At 50.1% G+C, this 16,500-nt stretch carries 15 protein-coding genes; 9 read left to right on the forward strand and 6 right to left on the reverse strand.

Features of this window, described 5'->3' with window-relative positions:
* Nucleotides 1-77: 77 nt before the first annotated feature.
* A complete protein-coding gene (locus tag BGE37_RS09680; protein ID WP_001096710.1) occupies nt 78-617 on the forward strand; it encodes a DUF2058 domain-containing protein in 540 nt (179 codons plus the stop codon).
* Between the two features lie 326 nt (nt 618-943).
* On the opposite strand, the gene fghA is transcribed toward BGE37_RS09680, so the two are convergent.
* The 3 genes from fghA to frmR form a co-directional block, all read right to left on the reverse strand.
* A complete protein-coding gene (gene fghA, locus BGE37_RS09685; RefSeq protein WP_105277186.1) occupies nt 944-1,777 on the reverse strand; it encodes an S-formylglutathione hydrolase in 834 nt (277 codons plus the stop codon).
* Nucleotides 1,778-1,869: 92 nt separating this feature from the next.
* On the reverse strand, nt 1,870-2,979 hold the full coding sequence (frmA, locus tag BGE37_RS09690) for an S-(hydroxymethyl)glutathione dehydrogenase (protein ID WP_000842102.1): 1,110 nt from the start codon (nt 2,977-2,979) through the stop codon (nt 1,870-1,872).
* 34 nt (nt 2,980-3,013) lie between these two features.
* The gene (frmR, locus tag BGE37_RS09695) at nt 3,014-3,289 is read right to left on the reverse strand and encodes a formaldehyde-responsive transcriptional repressor FrmR (RefSeq protein WP_001141271.1); all 276 of its coding nucleotides are present in this window, start codon (nt 3,287-3,289) and stop codon (nt 3,014-3,016) included.
* A 305-nt stretch (nt 3,290-3,594) separates the two neighbouring features.
* On the opposite strand from frmR, the gene tauA reads away from it, so the two are divergent.
* The 4 genes from tauA to tauD are packed head-to-tail and all read left to right on the forward strand — an operon-like array spanning nt 3,595 to nt 7,009.
* Nucleotides 3,595-4,557 carry a taurine ABC transporter substrate-binding protein gene (gene tauA / locus BGE37_RS09700; protein ID WP_105287982.1) on the forward strand — a complete coding sequence of 321 codons (963 nt, stop codon included), beginning with the start codon at nt 3,595-3,597 and terminating at the stop codon, nt 4,555-4,557.
* A 12-nt stretch (nt 4,558-4,569) separates the two neighbouring features.
* Complete coding sequence (tauB, locus tag BGE37_RS09705) at nt 4,570-5,337, forward strand: taurine ABC transporter ATP-binding subunit (protein ID WP_039021002.1); 768 nt, start codon at nt 4,570-4,572, stop codon at nt 5,335-5,337.
* Nucleotides 5,334-6,161 (forward strand): taurine ABC transporter permease TauC, encoded by an 828-nt coding sequence (gene tauC / locus BGE37_RS09710; protein ID WP_105287983.1) that lies wholly within the window; start codon nt 5,334-5,336, stop codon nt 6,159-6,161. The genes tauB and tauC overlap by 4 nt, the downstream gene beginning before the upstream one ends.
* A complete protein-coding gene (gene tauD / locus BGE37_RS09715; RefSeq protein WP_105277187.1) occupies nt 6,158-7,009 on the forward strand; it encodes a taurine dioxygenase in 852 nt (283 codons plus the stop codon). The genes tauC and tauD overlap by 4 nt, the downstream gene beginning before the upstream one ends.
* A gap of 39 nt (nt 7,010-7,048) precedes the next feature.
* On the opposite strand, the gene hemB is transcribed toward tauD, so the two are convergent.
* Entirely contained in the window at nt 7,049-8,023 is a 975-nt protein-coding gene (hemB, locus tag BGE37_RS09720; protein ID WP_001295337.1) for a porphobilinogen synthase, read from the reverse strand.
* Between the two features lie 525 nt (nt 8,024-8,548).
* Between hemB and BGE37_RS09725 the strand changes: the two genes are divergently transcribed.
* Both BGE37_RS09725 and iprA read left to right on the forward strand, forming a co-directional pair.
* Entirely contained in the window at nt 8,549-11,458 is a 2,910-nt protein-coding gene (locus BGE37_RS09725) for an autotransporter outer membrane beta-barrel domain-containing protein (protein ID WP_105277188.1), read from the forward strand.
* Between the two features lie 85 nt (nt 11,459-11,543).
* Complete coding sequence (gene iprA / locus BGE37_RS09730) at nt 11,544-12,167, forward strand: hydrogen peroxide resistance inhibitor IprA (RefSeq protein ID WP_024211937.1); 624 nt, start codon at nt 11,544-11,546, stop codon at nt 12,165-12,167.
* Here iprA and ampH read toward each other — a convergent pair whose 3' ends face one another.
* Nucleotides 12,168-13,325: a D-alanyl-D-alanine-carboxypeptidase/endopeptidase AmpH gene (gene ampH / locus BGE37_RS09735; protein ID WP_000830728.1), complete on the reverse strand. Its 1,158-nt coding sequence runs from the start codon at nt 13,323-13,325 to the stop codon at nt 12,168-12,170.
* Nucleotides 13,326-13,676: 351 nt separating this feature from the next.
* Between ampH and sbmA the strand changes: the two genes are divergently transcribed.
* Both sbmA and yaiW read left to right on the forward strand, forming a co-directional pair.
* Complete coding sequence (gene sbmA / locus BGE37_RS09745; RefSeq protein ID WP_001353414.1) at nt 13,677-14,897, forward strand: peptide antibiotic transporter SbmA; 1,221 nt, start codon at nt 13,677-13,679, stop codon at nt 14,895-14,897.
* A gap of 12 nt (nt 14,898-14,909) precedes the next feature.
* Entirely contained in the window at nt 14,910-16,004 is a 1,095-nt protein-coding gene (gene yaiW, locus BGE37_RS09750; protein ID WP_105287984.1) for a surface-exposed outer membrane lipoprotein YaiW, read from the forward strand.
* Nucleotides 16,005-16,061: 57 nt separating this feature from the next.
* Here yaiW and BGE37_RS09755 read toward each other — a convergent pair whose 3' ends face one another.
* The gene (locus BGE37_RS09755; protein ID WP_105277189.1) at nt 16,062-16,370 is read right to left on the reverse strand and encodes a YaiY family protein; all 309 of its coding nucleotides are present in this window, start codon (nt 16,368-16,370) and stop codon (nt 16,062-16,064) included.
* Nucleotides 16,371-16,500: the final 130 nt, after the last annotated feature.

Here is a 16,500-nt window from a genome sequence, read left to right on the forward strand (position 1 = left end):
GGGACTTGCCCCCCAATACACCCACGGCGTTTACAGGTATACTCGCTAAAAATTATTCAGCGGGTTTGGAAACAAAGATGGCAAAACTTACCTTACAAGAGCAGTTGCTCAAAGCAGGATTAGTCACCAGCAAAAAAGCGGCGAAGGTCGAGAGAACGGCGAAAAAATCGCGCGTTCAGGCGCGTGAAGCTCGGGCGGCGGTAGAAGAAAATAAAAAGGCACAGCTTGAGCGTGATAAACAGCTTAGCGAGCAGCAAAAACAAGCGGCACTGGCGAAAGAATATAAAGCTCAGGTGAAGCAGCTTATTGAAATGAACCGGATCACCATTGCCAATGGCGATATCGGTTTTAACTTTACCGATGGCAATCTGATTAAGAAGATTTTTGTCGATAAGCTCACACAAACGCAGTTGATTAATGGTCGTCTGGCGATTGCCCGCTTGTTGGTCGATAACAATAGCGAAGGTGAATACGCCATTATTCCCGCCAGCGTTGCCGATAAAATTGCTCAGCGTGATGCCAGCAGTATTGTGTTGCACAGCGCGCTCAGCGCCGAAGAGCAGGATGAAGACGATCCGTATGCCGACTTTAAAGTGCCTGATGATTTGATGTGGTAAACATAGATAAGTCGTGCGCAGATGCCTGATGCGACGCTGACGCGTCTTATCATACCTACGGCTCATGGGCGAAATGTAGGCCGGATAAGGCGTTCACGCCGCATCCGGCAGTTGTGCGCAGATGCCTGATGCGACGCTATGCGCGTCTTATCATGCCTACGGCTCATGGGCGAAATGTAGGCCGGATAAGGCGTTCACGCCGCATCCGGCAGTTGTGCGCAGATGCCTGATGCGACGCTATGCGCGTCTTATCATGCCTACGGTTTATGGGCGAAATGTAGGCGGATAAGGCGTTCACGCCGCATCCGGCTGGCGTGCGCGGATGCTCAACGCATATTCAGTTTATTGGCGTGGTAGGCAATATGCTCGCCAATAAAACTGGAGACAAAATAATAGCTGTGATCATAACCCTCGTGATAACGGATTAACGTTTTGATATTCATCTGCTGGCAGATCTTTTCAAGATTTGGAGTCCGCAGCTGTTCTGCGTAAAAATCATCACTCAATCCCTGATCAACCATGATTTCCGCAACGCGTTGACCTTGTGAAATAAGGCTCACCGGATCGTAATCCAACCAGGCATCTTTATTTTCACCAAGATACGCGGCAAAGGCTTGCTGTCCCCACGGTACTTGCGATGGGGAGACAATGGGCGAAAACGCCGAGACGCTGACATATTCATCTGGGTTACGTAACGCCAGCACCAGCGCGCCCAGCCCGCCCATAGAATGACCTGAGATAGACTTTCTGGTCGTTGCCGGAAAATGTTGCATCACTAAATCCGGCAGCTCGTTGTGGATATAATCATACATTTTGTAATGTTCATTCCACGGCGCTTGCGTTGCGTTCAGGTAAAACCCGGCACCTTGTCCGAGATCGTAACGGTCGGCATCTGCGACATGACTGCCTCGCGGACTGGTGTCTGGCGCAACAACAATAATGTTGTGCTCAGCCGCGTAACGTTGCATCCCCGATTTAGTAATGAAATTCTGCTCGTTACAGGTCAGGCCCGAAAGCCAGTACAGTACCGGCAATTTTTCATTCCCGGCTTTTGGCGGGAGATAGACACCGACATTCATTTCACATTTCAGTGATTGGGAATAATGCCGATACACATTTTGCCAGCCGCCAAAGCTGGCATGTTTTTCAATGAGTTCCATCAGTCATTATCTCATGGTTAATCCCCGGACGGCTGCCCGGGGACGGTATTGAGAACCCCGTCTGAACTGGACGGGGCGAAATCAGCGGGAAATCAGTAACGAATTACGGTTCGAATGGATTTGCCTTCATGCATCAGGTCGAAGGCGTCATTAATTTCATCCAGGCTCATGGTATGCGTGACAAACGGTTCCAGATCGATATCGCCTTTCATCGCATCTTCAACCATACCCGGTAACTGGGAACGACCTTTCACGCCGCCAAACGCGGAACCTTTCCATACGCGACCGGTGACCAACTGGAATGGACGGGTGGAGATTTCCTGACCGGAACCCGCGACCCCGATGATCACCGACTGACCCCAGCCGCGGTGAGCACTTTCCAGCGCCGCACGCATCACGTTGACGTTACCGATGCACTCAAAGGTATGGTCGATACCCCATTTGTTGATATCCAGCAGGACATCTTTAATCGGTTTGTCGTAGTCATTCGGGTTAATGCAGTCGGTAGCACCGAAACGACGCGCCAGATCGAATTTCTTCGGGTTAGTGTCGATAGCGATAATCCGTCCCGCCTTCGCCTGACGAGCCCCCTGAACCACTGCCAGACCAATCGCGCCAAGACCAAACACGGCAACAGAATCACCTGGCTGGACTTTAGCAGTGTTATGCACCGCGCCAATGCCAGTGGTCACGCCACAGCCCAGCAGGCAGACGTGTTCATGGTTTGCTTCTGGATTAATTTTGGCCAGAGACACTTCCGCAACCACGGTGTATTCACTGAATGTAGAGCATCCCATGTAGTGATACAGCGGCTGCCCGTTGTAAGAAAAACGGGTGGTGCCGTCTGGCATCAGGCCTTTGCCCTGAGTCTCGCGAACTGCGACACAGAGGTTAGTTTTGCCGGAACGACAGAACTCACACTCGCCGCACTCTGCGGTATAAAGCGGGATCACATGGTCGCCAGGTTTGACGCTGGTTACGCCTTCACCGACTTCAACCACAACGCCGGCCCCTTCGTGACCGAGAACTACCGGGAATACACCTTCCGGGTCATCGCCGGAGAGGGTAAATGCGTCGGTATGGCAAACGCCGGTATGGGTGACTTTAATCAGCACTTCACCTTTTTTCGGTGGTGCAACGTCAATTTCAACGATTTCCAGCGGTTTACCGGGAGCAAATGCAACGGCAGCACGTGATTTCATCTCTCGCTCTTCCTCAATATGGTAATAGATTCAGCTATTTAAGATAGGCACGAACCAGTTCAATAGTGTCGTCAACGGATTGGCTGACTTCGCGGCTGTAGCAGTCATTTCGGTCAAACGTTTCCCGGATATGGCTTTCAAGCACTTCTGCCATCAGCCCGTTAGCCGCGCCCCGAACGGCAGCGATCTGTTGGAGTATGGCACGGCATTCGGCATCACCCTCCAGCGACCGTTCCAGAGCATCAATTTGCCCCCGAATACGACGAACTCGAGTAAGGACCTTTTTCTTCTCTTCCGGAGTACTGGGCATTTCGCACCTCATCATCTGCACGCAATATACTATAGGGGGGTATGATATATGTCAATGCATACCCCCCTATAGTATATAGCATTGGAGCATAAAATTTATCCGGCCCCAGTATTTGTATGCATGATAAGAGGCGTGAGCGCTGCACCAGGCGATGTTTGTTAAAAATAGCAAAATGCGCATATTCGCTAACCATTGCCAGTTTTTTTCTAAAAACGCTTTGTTCTTAACAAGACGTTTTAATTCCTTTATCAAACTGACCCGCAACGAAATACTGCTCCCATAACAAGACAGGGGAGCAGACAATCATGGCAATTTCATCGCGTAACACACTTCTTGCCGCACTGGCATTCATCGCTTTTCAGGCACAGGCGGTGAACGTCACCGTGGCCTATCAAACCTCCGCTGAACCGGCGAAAGTGGCTCAGGCTGATAACACCTTTGCTAAAGAGAGCGGGGCGACGGTGGACTGGCGCAAGTTTGACAGCGGAGCCAGCATCGTGCGAGCACTGGCTTCTGGCGACGTGCAAATCGGCAACCTCGGTTCCAGCCCATTAGCGGTTGCAGCCAGCCAACAGGTGCCGATTGAAGTCTTCTTGCTGGCGTCAAAACTGGGTAACTCCGAAGCGCTGGTGGTGAAGAAAACCATCAGCAAACCCGAAGATCTCATTGGTAAACGCATCGCCGTACCGTTTATCTCCACCACCCACTACAGCCTGCTGGCGGCGCTGAAACACTGGGGTATTAAACCTGGGCAAGTTGAGATTGTGAACCTGCAGCCGCCCGCGATTATCGCCGCATGGCAGCGGGGAGATATTGATGGTGCTTATGTCTGGGCACCGGCGGTTAACGCCCTGGAAAAAGATGGCAAGGTGCTGACCGATTCTGAACAGGTCGGGCAGTGGGGCGCGCCGACACTGGACGTCTGGGTCGTGCGCAAAGATTTTGCCGAGAAACATCCTGAAGTCGTGAAAGCGTTCGCTAAAAGCGCCATCGATGCTCAGCAACCGTACATTGCTAACCCAGACGCGTGGCTGAAACAGCCGGAAAACATCAGCAAGCTGGCGCGTTTAAGCGCCGTGCCGGAAGGTGACGTTCCGGGGCTGGTGAAGGGGAATACCTATCTGACGCCGCAGCAACAAACGGCAGAACTGACCGGACCGGTGAATAAAGCGATCATTGATACCGCGCAGTTTTTGAAAGATCAGGGCAAAGTCCCTGCCGTGGCGAATGATTACAGCCAGTACGTGACCTCGCGCTTCGTGCAATAAAAGGAGGCGCAGATGCTGCAAATCTCTCATCTTTACGCCGATTATGGCGGCAAACCGGCGTTGGAAGATATCAACCTGACGCTGGAAAGCGGCGAGCTTCTGGTGGTTCTGGGACCGTCTGGCTGCGGCAAAACCACCTTGCTGAATCTGATTGCCGGTTTTGTGCCTTATCAGCATGGCAGCATTCAACTGGCGGGTAAGTGCATTGAGGGACCGGGCGCAGAGCGGGGCGTGGTTTTTCAGAATGAAGGGCTGTTGCCGTGGCGTAATGTGGTAGACAACGTGGCATTCGGCCTGCAACTGGCAGGTGTAGAGAAAGTACAGCGCCTGGAAATCGCGCACCAGATGCTGAAAAAAGTGGGGCTGGAAGGCGCAGAAAAACGCTATATCTGGCAGCTTTCCGGCGGTCAACGTCAGCGGGTAGGGATTGCCCGCGCGCTGGCGGCAAATCCCCAGCTGTTATTACTCGACGAACCGTTTGGCGCGCTGGACGCCTTCACCCGCGACCAGATGCAAACCCTGCTGCTGAAACTCTGGCAGGAGACGGGCAAGCAGGTGCTGTTGATTACCCACGATATAGAAGAAGCGGTGTTTATGGCGACTGAACTGGTTCTGCTTTCACCCGGCCCAGGCCGCGTGCTGGAACGCCTGCCGCTCAACTTCGCCCGCCGCTTTGTTGCCGGGGAACCGAGCCGCAGCATCAAGTCCGATCCACAATTCATCGCCATGCGCGAATATGTTTTAAGCCGCGTATTTGAGCAACGGGAGGCGTTCTCATGAGTGTGCTCATTAATGAAAAACTGCATTCGCATCGGCTGAAATGGCGCTGGCCGCTCTCGCGTCAGGTGACCTTAAGCATTGGCACGTTAGCGGTTTTACTCACGGTATGGTGGGCGGTGGCGGCGCTGCAACTGATTAGCCCGCTGTTTCTGCCGCCGCCGCAACAGGTAATGGCAAAACTGCTCACTATTGCCGGACCTCAAGGATTTATGGACGCCACCCTGTGGCAACATCTGGCAGCCAGCCTGACGCGCATTGTGCTGGCGCTACTTGCGGCGGTGTTGATCGGCATTCCGGTTGGGATCGCCATGGGACTAAGCCCGACGGTGCGCGGCATTCTGGATCCGATAATCGAGCTTTATCGTCCGGTGCCGCCGCTGGCTTATTTGCCGCTGATGGTGATCTGGTTTGGTATTGGCGAAACCTCGAAGATCTTACTGATCTATTTAGCGATTTTTGCACCGGTGGCGATGTCGGCGCTGGCGGGGGTGAAAAGCGCGCAGCAGGTTCGCATTCGTGCCGCTCAGTCGCTGGGGGCCAGCCGTGCGCAGGTGCTGTGGTTTGTTATTTTGCCCGGCGCGCTGCCGGAAATCCTCACCGGATTACGCATTGGTCTGGGTGTGGGCTGGTCAACGCTGGTGGCGGCGGAGCTGATTGCCGCAACGCGCGGTTTAGGATTTATGGTTCAGTCAGCGGGTGAATTTCTCGCGACTGACGTGGTGCTGGCGGGGATCGCGGTGATTGCGATTATCGCCTTTCTTTTAGAACTGGGTCTGCGCGCGTTACAGCGCCGCCTGACGCCCTGGCATGGAGAAGTACAATGAGTGAACGTCTGAGCATTACCCCGCTGGGGCCGTATATCGGTGCACAAATTTCAGGTGCCGACCTGACGCGTCCGTTAAGCGATAATCAGTTTGAACAGCTTTACCATGCGGTACTGCGCCATCAGGTGGTGTTTCTGCGCGATCAAGCCATTACACCGCAGCAGCAACGCGCGCTGGCCCAGCGTTTTGGCGAACTGCATATTCATCCTGTTTACCCTCATGCCGAAGGGGTTGAGGAGATCATCGTACTGGATACTCATAACGATAATCCGCCGGATAACGATAACTGGCACACCGATGTGACATTTATTGAAACGCCACCCGCAGGGGCGATTCTGGCGGCGAAAGAGTTACCCTCGACTGGCGGCGATACGCTCTGGAGCAGCGGTATTGCGGCCTATGAGGCGCTCTCAGCTCCCTTCCGTCAACTATTGAGCGGGCTACGTGCGGAGCATGATTTCCGTAAATCGTTCCCGGAATACAAGTACCGCAAAACCGAGGATGAGCATCAACGCTGGCGCGAGGCGGTCGCGAAAAATCCACCGTTGCTCCATCCGGTTGTGCGAACGCATCCGGTGACCGGTAAACAGGCGCTGTTTGTGAACGAAGGTTTTACCACACGAATTGTTGATGTCAGCGATAAAGAGAGCGAAGCCTTGTTAGGTTTTTTGTTTGCCCATATCACTAAACCGGAGTTTCAGGTGCGCTGGCGCTGGCAACCGAATGATATTGCGATTTGGGATAACCGCGTGACTCAGCACTATGCCAATGCGGATTACCTGCCACAGCGGCGGATTATGCATCGGGCGACGATTCTTGGGGATATTCCGTTTTATCGGGCGGGGTAAGGGGGAAATGCCGGGTTGGATAACCCGGCATAATGATCATTAACGCAGAATCTTCTTCTCAGCCAAATCCAGCGCAAAGTAGCTGAAAATCAGATCCGCACCCGCACGCTTAATCGAACCTAAGCTTTCGAGCACGACTTTCTCTTCATCTATAGCACCCGCCAGCGCGGCGAACTTAATCATCGCGTACTCACCGCTCACCTGATACGCACCAATCGGCAATTCAGTACGCTCACGCAGCTCACGCACGATGTCGAGGTAAGCTCCGGCTGGTTTAACCATCAGGCAGTCTGCGCCCTGGGCTTCATCCAGCAGTGACTCACGAATCGCCTCGCGACGGTTCATTGGGTTCATCTGATAACTTTTGCGGTCGCCTTTTAATGCGCTTCCGGCCGCTTCACGGAACGGGCCATAAAAGGAGGAGGCGAACTTGGTCGAATACGACATAATCGCCGTATCTTTAAAGCCCGCAGCGTCCAGCGCCTGGCGAATTGCTTGTACCTGGCCATCCATCGCGGCGGAAGGGGCGATGAAGTCTGCGCCTGCAGCAGCTGCAACCACGGCTTGCTTGCCTAAATTTTCCAGAGTCGCGTCGTTGTCGACGCCATGCTCGCACAGCACACCGCAGTGACCGTGAGATGTGTATTCACAGAAACAAGTGTCTGACATGACGATCATTTCTGGCACGGTCTGCTTGCAGATGCGCGACATACGCGCCACCAGTCCATCTTCCCGCCAGGCATCGCTGCCGGTTTCATCGGTATGGTGAGAGATGCCGAAAGTCATCACGGAACGAATACCGGCGTTGGCGATGCGTTCAATTTCGCGTGCCAGATGTTTCTCTGGAATGCGCATCACGCCTGGCATGGCTTCAACGGCTTTGTAGTCGTCAATTTCTTCTTCAACAAAGATCGGCAACACCAGGTCGTTAAGGCTAAGTGTTGTCTCTTCAAACATAGCGCGCAGCGCAGGAGATTTGCGCAGGCGACGAGGGCGTTGGATTAGGTCTGTCATGGTCTGCCTGATGTTTGTGGAATCGAGGGGCATAGTATACCTGAAGCAGGGTGGGGATGTTTTACGAAAGTTGTCGCGATGTTGACAAGAAGAGAATGAATGAGAGGTCAGGACATCTTTGTAATAGAAATAGCAATAAATTTATATTCATTGAAAATATTTTTAATTTTTATTTATAGCTATAGATTATTGTTTTTGGGGATTTGGTGACGTTTTCAAAAAGTGAATGGCGTAAAGTTCATTGCTTATTGATACATTATTTGTCTGGTTTGGTTGTTTTATATTTTTATGGTCTATGTTTTAAAATTGGCGCTTTCATTAACCTATTGAAATAATGTATTTTTGTTATTTATTTCTTTATGTGTGTTCACGTGCTTTATATATGTCCGCAATCGGACTTAGGGGAAAGAATAATTGAACCATTCCTCTATAACGCCGCATAATCGTAAACGCGAAACATAATATGTTTTCTATGCATTGATAATTGATGGATCAACTTATTACGTCCCTGAGGAGGGATGACAAATGCACTCCTGGAAAAAGAAACTTGTAGTATCACAATTAGCATTGGCTTGCACTCTGGCTATCACCTCTCAGGCTAATGCAGCTACTTATGACACCTGGACATATGTCGATAACGCGGCTACTGGTCTTAACTGGACCAATATGGATAATCCGGGCACTGTAGACGGTAACTATGTGAATTATAGTGGCTTTGTCTACTATAACAACACCAATGGCGACTTCGATCAGTCTTTTAACGGTGATACTGTTAACGGCACGATTTCTACATATTATCTGAACCACGACTACACTGATGGTACAAATGGCAATGCTAACCAGCTTGATATTGCTAATTCAGTAATTCACGGCTCAATCACTTCTATGCTGCCTGGTGGTGATCTCTGGCATAATAATGCTTATGATCAAAGCTATGGCTACATTCAGGCTGGTGATACAGTTATTGATACAACGTGGTATGACGGTGATGTATTCACTCTGAATATTGCTAACTCCACTATTGATGATGACTATGAAGCACTTTACTTTACTGATTACTACAAAGATGGCGATGTAACTAAATCTACTAACGGCACTTTTGACGTTAGCGAAGGCGTTGCTGTTAATCTTAATGTAGAAAGTAACATCAATATCTCCAATAACTCCCGTGTTGCAGGTATTGCGTTATCTCAAGGTAGTACTTACAACAATACTTACACTACAGAATCCCATACTTGGGATAACAATATTAATGTCTCTAACTCAACCGTAACCACCGGTTCAAATACCGTGTTGGAAAGTTCTGGTTATGGTCATTTCGGTAACTCTGGTGAGCCGAGTGATTATGCTGGTCCGGGTGACGTTGCATTGTCTTTCACTGACAGTACTTCAGACTATGCAATGAAGAACAATGTATATTTCAGCAATTCTACTCTGGTGGGTGATGTTGCGTTTACCAGCACCTGGAACGCTAATTTTGATCCAAGTGGTCATGATTCTAACGGTGACGGCGTAAAAGATACCAATGCTGGTTGGGTTGATGATAGCCTGAACGTTGATGAGCTGAATATTACTCTTGATAATGGAAGCAAGTGGGTTGGACAGGCTACATTCAATGCTGAAACCATTTCTCCAGACACAATGTATGATGTTGCAACTAACAGTTTGACCCCTGGTGGAACAGCTGAAGCTAATGGTTGGAATCGCATCATCGATAATAAAGTATTCCAGAGTGGTGTATTTAACGTAGCGTTGAATAACGGTTCTGAATGGGACACTACAGGTGACTCACTTGTTGATACCCTGACCGTTAATAATGGTTCTCAAGTTAATGTTTCTGATTCTGGTTTAACTTCAGACACTATCGATTTAACTAATGGCTCTTCTCTGAACATTGGTGAAGGTGGTTATGTTGATACCGATCATCTGACTATTAATTCCTATAGTACTGTTGATTTGACTGAATCAACTGGCTGGAGCATCTATTCCAACCTGTATGCTAATACTATCACCGTAACTAACGGTGGGGTGCTGGATGTGAACGTTGATCAGTTCGATACCGAAGCTTTCCGTACCGATAAACTGGAACTGACTAGCGGCAACATTGCTGACAATAATGGTAATGTAGTATCCGGTGTATTCGATATCCACAGCAGCGATTATGTTCTGAACGCTGACTTGGTGAACGACCGTACCTGGGATACTACCAAGTCTAACTACGGTTACGGTATTGTTGCTATGAACTCTGATGGTCACCTGACTATCAACGGTAACGGCGATGTAGACAATGGTACTGAACTGGATAACAGCTCTGTAGACAACGTTGTTGCTGCAACCGGTAACTATAAAGTTCGTATCGACAACGCAACAGGCGCTGGCGCTATCGCTGATTACAAAGATAAAGAAATTATCTATGTAAACGACGTTAATACCAACGCGACCTTCTCTGCTGCCAACAAAGCTGACCTGGGTGCATACACCTATCAGGCTGAGCAGCGCGGTAACACCGTTGTTCTGCAACAGATGGAGCTGACCGACTACGCTAACATGGCGCTGAGCATCCCGTCTGCGAACACCAATATCTGGAACCTGGAACAAGACACCGTTGGTACTCGTCTGACCAACTCTCGTCATGGTCTGGCTGATAACGGCGGCGCATGGGTAAGCTACTTCGGTGGTAACTTCAACGGCGACAACGGCACCATTAACTATGATCAGGATGTAAACGGCATCATGGTCGGTGTTGATACCAAAGTTGACGGTAACAACGCTAAGTGGATCGTCGGTGCGGCTGCAGGCTTCGCTAAAGGTGACATGAATGACCGTTCTGGTCAGGTGGATCAAGACAGCCAGACTGCCTACATCTACTCTTCTGCTCACTTCGCGAACAACGTCTTTGTTGATGGTAGCTTGAGCTACTCTCACTTCAACAACGACCTGTCTGCAACCATGAGCAACGGTACTTACGTTGACGGCAGCACCAACTCCGACGCTTGGGGCTTTGGTTTGAAAGCCGGTTACGACTTCAAACTGGGTGATGCAGGTTACGTGACTCCTTACGGCAGCGTTTCTGGTCTGTTCCAGTCTGGTGATGATTACCAGCTGAGCAACGACATGAAAGTTGATGGTCAGTCTTACGACAGCATGCGTTATGAACTGGGTGTAGATGCAGGTTATACCTTCACCTACAGCGAAGACCAGGCTCTGACTCCGTACTTCAAACTGGCTTACGTCTACGACGACTCTAACAACGATAACGATGTGAACGGTGATTCCATCGATAACGGTACTGAAGGGTCTGCGGTACGTGTTGGTCTGGGTACTCAGTTCAGCTTCACCAAGAACTTCAGCGCCTATACCGATGCTAACTACCTCGGTGGTGGTGACGTAGATCAAGACTGGTCCGCGAATGTGGGTGTTAAATATACCTGGTAATATTCTTCACTCCGAAGAAATAGGTAATTTAATCTAAATAATGCCCGTCAAGGATTTGACGGGCATTACTGCAAAGGACGCGCAAATGTTATCTGTAGTTAAACCTCTTCAGGAATTTGGTAAGCTCGATAAATGTTTGTCCAGATACGGCACGCGCTTCGAGTTTAATAATGAAAAGCAAGTTATATTTTCAAGTGATGTCAATAGCGAAGATACTTTCGTTATTTTAGAAGGCATTATATCTCTGCGTAGAGAAGAAAACGTACTTATCGGTATTACCCTGGCACCTTTTATTATGGGGCTGGCTGATGGGTTGATGAAAAACGATATACCATACAAATTAATATCAGAAGGAAATTGTACGGGATATCATCTGCCAGCCAAACAAACCATTACGCTTATTGAACAAAATCAACTCTGGCGAGACGCTTTTTACTGGTTAGCCTGGCAAAATAGAATTCTGGAATTACGCGATGTGCAGCTCATTGGACATAATTCCTACGAACAAATCCGCGCAACGTTATTATCAATGATTGACTGGAATGAAGAATTACGCTCACGTATTGGTGTGATGAATTATATCCATCAACGTACACGCATATCGCGTTCTGTCGTCGCAGAAGTTCTCGCTGCTTTACGTAAAGGCGGCTATATCGAAATGAATAAAGGCAAACTGGTTGCTATCAACCGTTTGCCTTCAGAGTATTAATCAGGACGCGGGGATGACCAACGGTTTATTCCCGCTCAGTTCTGTCACCAGGTCATTGATGCCATCGCTCATATTTTTAAAGCGCGTCAATGGCGAACGAGTGACCACCACAAATGCGCCAATATTCTTCTGCGGGATCATCGCCATATAGGTAATGAAACCGCCACCACCACCTGTCTTCTGAATAATCCCCGGACGACCCTCTTTCGGGGCCATATATACCCAGCCTAAACCAAGTGCATCCGCTTTGCCGGGGACATCCATGCCAATCACTTTCGTAAACTGCGCGCGCTGATAAATCAACGTCTGCATACGATCCGCCTGATTACTGCGCTGATAAAAATCAGATGACAAATACTGCTGCATCCAGCGCATCATATCGCCAGGCGTGGAATAGACGCCGCCACTGCCAATTGCCGCCAGCGTGTTATTGCATGGACTGGCACCGCGCTCAGCAACCATTAAACGTCGGCACTGATCCGGCGATGGAGTATAGGTCGTGTCTTTCATCCCCAACGGACGGGTAATCTGCTCTTCAAACAACTGGGTATAAGGCTTGCCAGAAGCATTCGCCAGTGCATCTGCCAGCAGGTCGAACGCAAGGTTAGAGTATGCCGCCTGACTGCCTGGCGCGGCTTTCAGCTTCGCCGTAGAAAGGTATTTCCAGCGTTGCTCGCGCGTTGGCCAGACAAACACTGGACGATGTGCCGCACCTCCCGGCTGTTCACGGGGCAGGGCACTGGTATGGGTTGCCAGATTCACCAGGGTAATAGGCGTGCCATTGTAAGTCGGCACACGTGCGCCTGGTGGAGCATATTTACTTAGCGGATCGTTTAACTTCACGGTCCCCTGGTCGAGCAATTTCACCAGCAACTCACTGGTCATTAGCTTGGTGAGCGAAGCAATACGCACGACCGAATCCAGCTGCGGGCGAACGTTATTACCCGGGCGCGTTTCGCCATAACTGCGAAAGACGCGCTGGTTACCGTCGATAACAACCAGCGCCATCCCCGTGGCACCACTGCCATAAAAAATATGATCGGCATAACGATCGACAATATCAGAGGCGAACTCCGGTTCAGTGATCGGCTGCGCCGCATGGACGGGGGTCAATAACGCCGCACAAAGCACGGCAGAAAAAAGCAGACTACGTTTCAACGGTGGTGTCCATAGATTGAATGAAGGTAACTGAGCGTATTTATACTACTCATTGATGGATTGCAAAGGGCGAATTAGTGCAATAATAGTGTTAAAAACGTAACGGCGCGAAAACACGATCTTTTTCCTGCTCACCAATGCCTGCATTTGTGATCCTGCGCGTGTTAATCCGCTAATGTAAACAATCTTTGGTTTGTGAAATCCGTCGAAACAATTCTTATGGTCAGGCTGGCGAACTATGCGCCTTGCTATGGGTCACAATGGGCGGTTTCATTTGGCTGATTCTTTGTAGCGGTCATGCGGTTAATACACAGCAGTTGTTAAAACGATAAGAAGTTAGCAGGAGTGCATATGTTTAAGTCTTTTTTCCCAAAGCCGGGAACGTTTTTTCTCTCGGCCTTTGTTTGGGCATTGATTGCCGTTATCTTCTGGCAAGCCGGTGGGGGGGACTGGGTGGCGCGCATCACCGGAGCTTCCGGGCAGATCCCAATTAGCGCCGCGCGTTTCTGGTCGTTAGATTTCCTGATTTTTTACGCTTACTACATTGTTTGCGTAGGGCTTTTTGCACTGTTCTGGTTTATTTATAGCCCGCATCGTTGGCAATACTGGTCAATACTCGGTACTGCGTTGATTATCTTCGTCACCTGGTTTTTGGTAGAAGTTGGAGTTGCCGTCAACGCCTGGTATGCGCCGTTTTATGATCTGATTCAAACTGCGCTAAGTTCGCCGCATAAAGTCACTATCGAACAATTTTACCGCGAAGTGGGCGTCTTTCTGGGGATTGCGCTGATCGCGGTGGTGATCAGTGTGCTGAACAACTTCTTTGTCAGTCACTACGTGTTCCGCTGGCGTACGGCGATGAACGAATATTACATGGCGAACTGGCAACAACTGCGTCATATCGAAGGTGCCGCCCAGCGTGTGCAGGAAGACACCATGCGTTTTGCTTCAACGCTTGAGAATATGGGCGTCAGTTTTATCAACGCTATCATGACGTTGATCGCCTTCCTGCCGGTACTGGTAACGCTCTCTGCGCATGTGCCGGAGCTGCCGATTGTCGGGCATATTCCGTATGGTCTGGTGATTGCTGCTATCGTATGGTCGTTGATGGGGACCGGATTGCTGGCAGTGGTAGGGATCAAACTGCCGGGACTGGAGTTTAAAAATCAGCGTGTAGAGGCTGCCTACCGTAAAGAGTTGGTTTATGGTGAAGACGATGCATCGCGCGCGACGCCGCCTACGGTACGCGAGCTGTTTAGCGCCGTGCGGAAAAACTATTTCCGCCTCTATTTTCACTATATGTATTTCAACATCGCCCGCATTCTCTATTTGCAGGTCGATAACGTTTTCGGTTTGTTCTTGCTGTTTCCGTCGATTGTTGCCGGTACGATTACGCTCGGCCTGATGACGCAGATTACCAACGTTTTTGGTCAGGTTCGCGGTGCTTTTCAGTACCTGATTAACTCATGGACCACGCTGGTTGAGTTGATGTCTATCTACAAACGTCTGCGCAGCTTTGAACATGAGCTGGATGGTGACAAAATTCAGGAAGTAACCCATACCTTGAGTTAAAAAGGAGAAGTAATGTCGCGCGTCAATCATCTATCTTCGCTTTCGTTATTGGCGGTTCTGGTTTTAGCAGGGTGTAGTAGTCAGGCTCCGCAACCGTTGAAAAAGGGCGAAAAAGCGATAGATGTGGCGAGCGTCGTGCGGCAGAAGATGCCCGCGAGTGTGAAAGACCGCGATGCCTGGGCGAAAGATCTTGCCACCACGTTTGAAAGTCAGGGGCTGGCACCGACGCTGGAAAACGTCTGCTCGGTGCTGGCGGTGGCGCAGCAGGAGTCAAATTATCAGGCAGATCCGGCCGTTCCAGGCTTAAGCAAGATCGCCTGGCAAGAGATTGACCGTCGTGCCGAACGGATGTACATCCCAGCTTTTCTGGTTCATACCGCGCTAAAAATCAAATCGCCAAACGGCAAAAGTTATAGTGAGCGGTTAGATTCTGTGCGTACAGAAAAGCAATTAAGCGCGATTTTTGACGATTTGATCAGCATGGTGCCAATGGGGCAGACGCTGTTTGGTTCGCTTAATCCGGTACGTACCGGTGGACCGATGCAGGTCAGCATTGCGTTTGCCGAACAGCATACCAAAGGGTATCCGTGGAAAATGGACGGTACAGTCCGTCAGGAAGTCTTCAGTCGCCGCGGCGGATTGTGGTTCGGTACTTACCATTTACTGAATTATCCCGCCAGTTATAGCGCGCCGATATACCGTTTTGCCGATTTTAACGCTGGCTGGTACGCCAGCCGTAATGCCGCTTTTCAGAACGCGGTCAGTAAGGCCACTGGCATGAAGCTGGCGCTGGACGGTGATTTAATTCGTTACGACAGTAAAGAACCTGGGAAAACAGAGCTGGCAACGCGCAAACTGGCAGGCAAACTGGGGATGAGCGACAGCGAAATTCGCCGTCAGTTAGAGAAAGGGGACAGCTTCTCTTTTGAGGAGACGGCGCTGTACAAGAAAGTTTATCAACTTGCCGAAGCGAAAACGGGTAGATCACTACCCCGCGAAATGTTGCCCGGCATCCAACTGGAAAGCCCGAAAATTACCCGCAATCTGACTACGGCCTGGTTTGCGAAGCGCGTAGACGAACGGCGGGCGCGTTGTATGAAACAGTAAGCAAAAGGGAACGCCAGGCCAGATAAGGCATTTTAGGCCGCATCTGACAACCTACTCTTACTGGCGGCGATGTCGCCAGTGCAGCCATAGCGCCACTAATGCAAAAATGAAGCAGCCAATTAAAAATGGGATCAGCCCGAAAATGGTACCGACACCTAAACCAATTTCCACCCGTGGGCGGCCTGTTTCCTGAGCCTGCATTAAACGCTCATAGACGCCGGGCGCATGCACTAACAGGTTCAGCAATTGCGCCCCAGCCCAAAAGCAAAACAGCACAAACAACGCATAGGCAATGTTGCCAGGCGTAGAAGAGGCATTGCGATATTTTCCGCTAAACAGCGATTTTGACAGGGTGAAATCAGCCATAAAAACCTCCGGAAGTCATCTGCTTCTCTTCTGGTGTCATACCAGCGGCTTATGGCAAGTCTGACAGGTCATTAAGATTGTCAATATCAGAATCATGGTAAATTGATGTTGGGAATATTCCCGAAGCGGG

The sequence above is a fragment of the Escherichia sp. MOD1-EC6300 genome (assembly GCF_002965045.1).
In the GTDB taxonomy this organism is placed as follows: domain Bacteria; phylum Pseudomonadota; class Gammaproteobacteria; order Enterobacterales; family Enterobacteriaceae; genus Escherichia; species Escherichia coli_F.